We start from the raw sequence: 4,598 nt of genomic DNA, 5'->3' as shown, positions 1-4,598 counted from the left end.
AAATAGCGGCAAACGAAACGATCAGCGAGACGATGAGCATCACGGCTATCTTATTCGTGATTGACCTAAACATAAACACTTCCTTTACAAATTTAAATTTAAAATAAACGCTAATTATAGCTTACAATAGTAAAACGGTGCTTAATATTTAAATTTTAGCGTTTTCGCTGCCAATAAATTTGTTTTTTGCAGTAAAATTTAGGTCAAATTTGCAAAAAGGTATTTTATGTTTAAGGCTTTTAGAATTTACGATTTTATCAAAGGTAACAAAAGCAGCGATTTTTACGGCGTATTCGTAGATAGGTTGTATCCTCGCGGCATAAAAAAGGAGATATTTAGCTCATTTTTGTGGCTAAAATCTATCACCCCTTCAAATGAGCTTAGGGCTTGGTTTCACGAGGATAAAGAGGGTAGATTTGGCGAGTTTAGGCTTAAATTTAAAGCTGAGCTTGCAAATGAGGAAGCGGCGGCGGGACTAAAAAAGCTAAAATCGCTAGAAAAGACTCACGGCAAAATCGCGCTGCTAACAGCGACAAAGGATATAAATTTAAGCCACGTTACGGTGATTTTGGAAGCGCTAGGAGCGAAGGTTTAAATTTAACTTTGCGGGATTAAATTTTACTTTCGCGGCGCGGCTCATAAAATTTGAACCAAAAGCGGCAATCTTACGGCGATAAATTTAAAAAGATAGAGCGGCGTTTTGCAAATCAAAACACCGCATTAGTATAATTAGAAGCGTTGCCCGATAGTAAATTCAAACGTACTAGTGTCGTCGCTATCCTGCTTGTTAAGCGGTTTAGCAAAGATAAGCTGAAGCGGCCCCATCGGCGTCACCCACTCGATACCCACGCCGGCGCTATATCTGCTGATACGTCCGTCGATATACTCGTATCCAGCCCTTCTTTGTACGTGTTTGCCCTCTATGACGCCATAGTCAACAAACATCACGCCGCGCATTTTTACGCGCTCTATTATCGGGAAGCTAAGCTCGGCCGAGCTGTTAAACGAGATAGTGCCGCCCGTCTCGTACCACTGACCGTTTAGGGCTTTTACTTTCGGCGAAACCGTCCTGCTCTCAAAGCCGCGTAGATTTCTGATGCCGCCTAAGTAAAGCTTTTCGTTGATCGGTATGTATCCGCGATCCCAAATTTTACCGAAGCTTGATTTAAATCTGAAAATAAGGTCATAGTCTACCCACTCTCTGATTCCTTGATACCAGTTGAAATTCGTTCTGCTCTTTAAAAATTTCTCGTCGCCGCCCACGCCCGCAAACTCTAGGCTAGTGCTTGCGATGATGCCGGTACGAGGTAGGTAATAATCATCCGTGCTGTTATAGGTGATAGACGGGATGAGGGAGCTTTTGATGCTTTTGCCGTCTTTATAGCCGACGCTTTTTAGCACGTCGCTAAGCCCGCTGATGCGGCTTTGTTCGATGACATAACCCAAAGACGCGCTTAGATTTCTAGTTAACTTTCTGCCTAATACCAAATTTAGGCCGTATGATTTCTCGTCGTAGTTGTTCCAGTCGTAGTCGTTAGCGTATAGCGTGCCGCCCAGGCTATATTCGCTATCAAAAAGGCGCGGGTTGGTTAGGCCTATCTGGCCGGAGAGCTCGTTGTCGCTCCTATCCACGCTTATGACGCCCTTCATACCGCTACCAAATACGTTCGTATCAGACACGCTCGCGTTAAGTAGCAAACCGTCCGAGCTACCGTAGCCGATACCGCCGCTGATCGAGCCCGTGGAGGCCTCTTTTACTTTTACGAGTAGATCGACTTGATTTGCTCCGACGCGCTGCTCCTCGATCTCAACCTCATCAAAGTAGCTCGTTCGCTTTAGCGCGTCCTTGCTGTCTTGCAGGTCGGTTCTACTGTATAAATTCCCCTCCGTGAGGTATAGCTCGCGTCTGACGACTCTATCTACGGTTCTATCGTTACCTGAAATTTGCACGTTTCTTATATATACTTTTTCGTCAGGTACGACTTCATAGACGATACTAACGGTTCTGTCCTCGACGTTTTTCTCGGTTTTTGGATTTATCCTTACAAACGCATAGCCCTTATCCGCTACCATATCGTCGAGCTTTTTCATGTCTTGTCTTAGGCGAGCGGAGTTCATCACGTCACCGCTTTCTAGCCTAAAGTCTTTTAAAATTTTCTCTTTATCAAGCTCTAAAAACTCAGGCGCTTCGATATCTACGCTAGATACCCTATACTGCTCGCCCTCGGTCACGTAGTAGGTGAGATCTGCGGTGTAGTTATCCATGTATGCATTTAGATACGGGTTTGAAACCGTCGCGTCTAGGTAGCCTTTTTGGTAGTATTTATCTTGGATTCTCGCAGGATCGTTTGGTAGCTCAAAAAGCTTGACCTTACCGTCGTTTCTACCCCACATCCAGCCCATAAATTCGCGCTCTTTATTCGCCACCACAGGCTCTACGTCATCATAATCAAAAAGCTTCGCGCCGACTAAATTTACGTTTTCTATTATGATATTTTCGCCGCGGTTTATGTTCATCGTGACAAAAAGGCTGCTTTCATTGCCCGCTACCGGCTCTTTAGTTACGTCCACGATCGTGTCAAAGTAGCCTTTTGACTCATAATACTGCCTTATGCGCTCTTTTGCGCGCTCGATGGCTAGCTCGTCGTACATATTGCCTTGTTTGATGTTGATTAGCCCGTCGATAGCGGTTTTGTCGTTAGTTACTACGCCTTTGATATCGATACGAGCGATACTAGGCTTTTCTTTTACCGTTACGGTTACGTCGCCGCCCTCGTTTTCGATATAGATATCGTCGAAGTAGCCCTGCCTAAACAGCTTTGCGATCGCCCTATCCGTGCTATCGCCGCTTAGCTCGTCGCCGACTTTTAGCCCCATTAACTCCTTTGCGGTTTCGGGGGATAGATGGATAAGGCCTTTAAAATTTATGGAAGTTATCTGCTGGGCGTTTGCCAAAACAGCGCCCAAAAGTAGTAGAAAAACGCTTTTTTTCATTGATTTAACCTAAAAGTGATGATAAGGCTGTATAATAGCACATTTTATTTTTAAACAATATAAATTTAAAGGCGAATTTATGAAAATCGGTATCGTAGGCCTAGGACTCATCGGCGGCTCGCTAGGTCTTAGCCTAAAAAATGAAAAACTAATCAGCTGCGTTAGCGGCATGGATCTAAACAAAGAGCACGAAAAGCAGGCGATGCAGCTCGGCCTCGTGCATGAAATTTTAACTCTTGAGCAGATGAAGCAAAAGTGCGATATGATATTTCTAGCCATCCCCGTAGAAGCCATCATCAAAATCGTCAAAGAATTTGAAGGCATCGGCGAAAACACGACCATCGTCGATCTTGGTAGCACCAAGCAAAAAATAATCGAAGCCGTGCCAGAGAGCATCAGGCAAAATTTCATCCCCGCTCACCCGATGGCCGGCACCGAGTACTCCGGACCGACCGCCGCGTTTTCTGGGCTTTTTAAAGACGCCGTCGTAGCTATCTGCGATTTTAAAGAAAGCGGCGAAATGCATGTCAAGCGCTCGGTCGAGCTGTTTTCGCACCTGGGCATGAAGATTATCTTCATGAGCGCAGCCGAGCACGATCATCACGCCAGCGTCATCTCTCACCTACCCCACGCCATCAGCTTTTCGCTAGCTAGCAGCGTACTAAAAAAGGAAAACAAAAAAAATATCATCGCGCTAAGCGGCACTGGATTTAACGGCATGATCAGGATCGCCAAAAGCTCGCCCGTGATGTGGACGGATATCTTTAAACAAAACAAGCAAAATTTGATAAATTCGATAGACCTTTTCAAAAAAGAACTTGACGAATGCGAAAATTTAATCAAAAACGAGCAGTGGGACGAGCTGCGAGAATGGATGGGCGAAGCTAGAAAAATACGCGAAATTTTATAAATTCAGGCGCAAATTTACCTTAAATTTATCGCTTTTTAGTAAAATCGGTCTCTTTAAGATTTAGGAGATTTTTATGAGAAGACGCGGCAATCCAAATTTGATATTTTTCGGCGTTATTATTTTACTTTTAGTTGCGGCGATAGCTTTTTTATTTACATCAAAAACGTTTGAGCGCGAAGCCCCAAAAATCGCCATCTCAGATCAAATTTACTGGAACCTGACCTCGCCTCTGCCGATCAAGATAACCGACGAAGGCGGCGTGAAATCAGTTAAAATTTCACTCGTAGACGAAAAAGGCAGCGTAAATTTGCTAACTCAAAAATTTGAAGCGCCGTCTGAAATCGTAGATTTAAATTTGACCTTTCCTAAAACGGGATTTGGCGCGCAAAAAGATATCTACAACATCGTAATCGAAGCCACCGATACTAGCAAGTGGGGATTTTTCCTCGGCAACACGCAAAAAAAAGAGGTCAAAATCACCGTCGATAATAAAAAACCCGACGTAAATATCCTAAATCACTCATACGCCATCACTAAAGGCGGTAGCGCGACGGTCGTGTTTAAGGCGACTGATGAAATGCTAAAAGAGGTCTATATCGAGACAAATTACGGCAAGAAATTTGTCTCGAGCAAATTTGTAAAAGACGGCTACTACGCCTCGCTAGTGGCTTGGCCGGCGCAGCAAGGCTCGTTT

Annotated in this window: 3 protein-coding genes and 1 pseudogene; 3 read left to right on the top strand and 1 reads right to left on the bottom strand. The window is 44.3% G+C overall.

Annotation, left to right across the window (positions count from 1 at the left end):
* Nucleotides 1-226 precede the first annotated feature (226 nt).
* On the top strand, nucleotides 227-595 hold the full coding sequence (locus H740_RS08390; RefSeq protein ID WP_002953231.1) for a DUF488 domain-containing protein: 369 nt from the start codon (nucleotides 227-229) through the stop codon (nucleotides 593-595).
* A gap of 134 nt (nucleotides 596-729) precedes the next feature.
* Here H740_RS08390 and bamA read toward each other — a convergent pair whose 3' ends face one another.
* Entirely contained in the window at nucleotides 730-2,994 is a 2,265-nt protein-coding gene (bamA, locus tag H740_RS08385) for an outer membrane protein assembly factor BamA (protein ID WP_002953230.1), read from the bottom strand.
* A gap of 79 nt (nucleotides 2,995-3,073) precedes the next feature.
* Between bamA and H740_RS08380 the strand changes: the two genes are divergently transcribed.
* Nucleotides 3,074-3,904: a prephenate dehydrogenase gene (locus H740_RS08380; protein WP_002953229.1), complete on the top strand. Its 831-nt coding sequence runs from the start codon at nucleotides 3,074-3,076 to the stop codon at nucleotides 3,902-3,904.
* Between the two features lie 73 nt (nucleotides 3,905-3,977).
* A pseudogene (locus tag H740_RS08375) lies at nucleotides 3,978-4,598 on the top strand (peptidoglycan metallopeptidase Pgp6); the annotation flags it as partial.

It is taken from the genome of Campylobacter showae CC57C, assembly GCF_000344295.2.
GTDB classification, from domain to species: domain Bacteria; phylum Campylobacterota; class Campylobacteria; order Campylobacterales; family Campylobacteraceae; genus Campylobacter_A; species Campylobacter_A showae_B.
Note: the sequence above shows the minus strand (reverse complement) of the source record. Positions and strands in the feature narration are given on the sequence as shown.

Excerpts from the sequence above, each read along its gene's own strand:
- H740_RS08390 (WP_002953231.1), top strand. The coding sequence starts at position 227 with ATGTTTAAGGCTTTTAGAATTTACGATTTTATCAAAGGTAACAAAAGC.
- bamA (WP_002953230.1), bottom strand. The coding sequence starts at position 2,994 with ATGAAAAAAAGCGTTTTTCTACTACTTTTGGGCGCTGTTTTGGCAAAC.
- H740_RS08380 (WP_002953229.1), top strand. The coding sequence starts at position 3,074 with ATGAAAATCGGTATCGTAGGCCTAGGACTCATCGGCGGCTCGCTAGGT.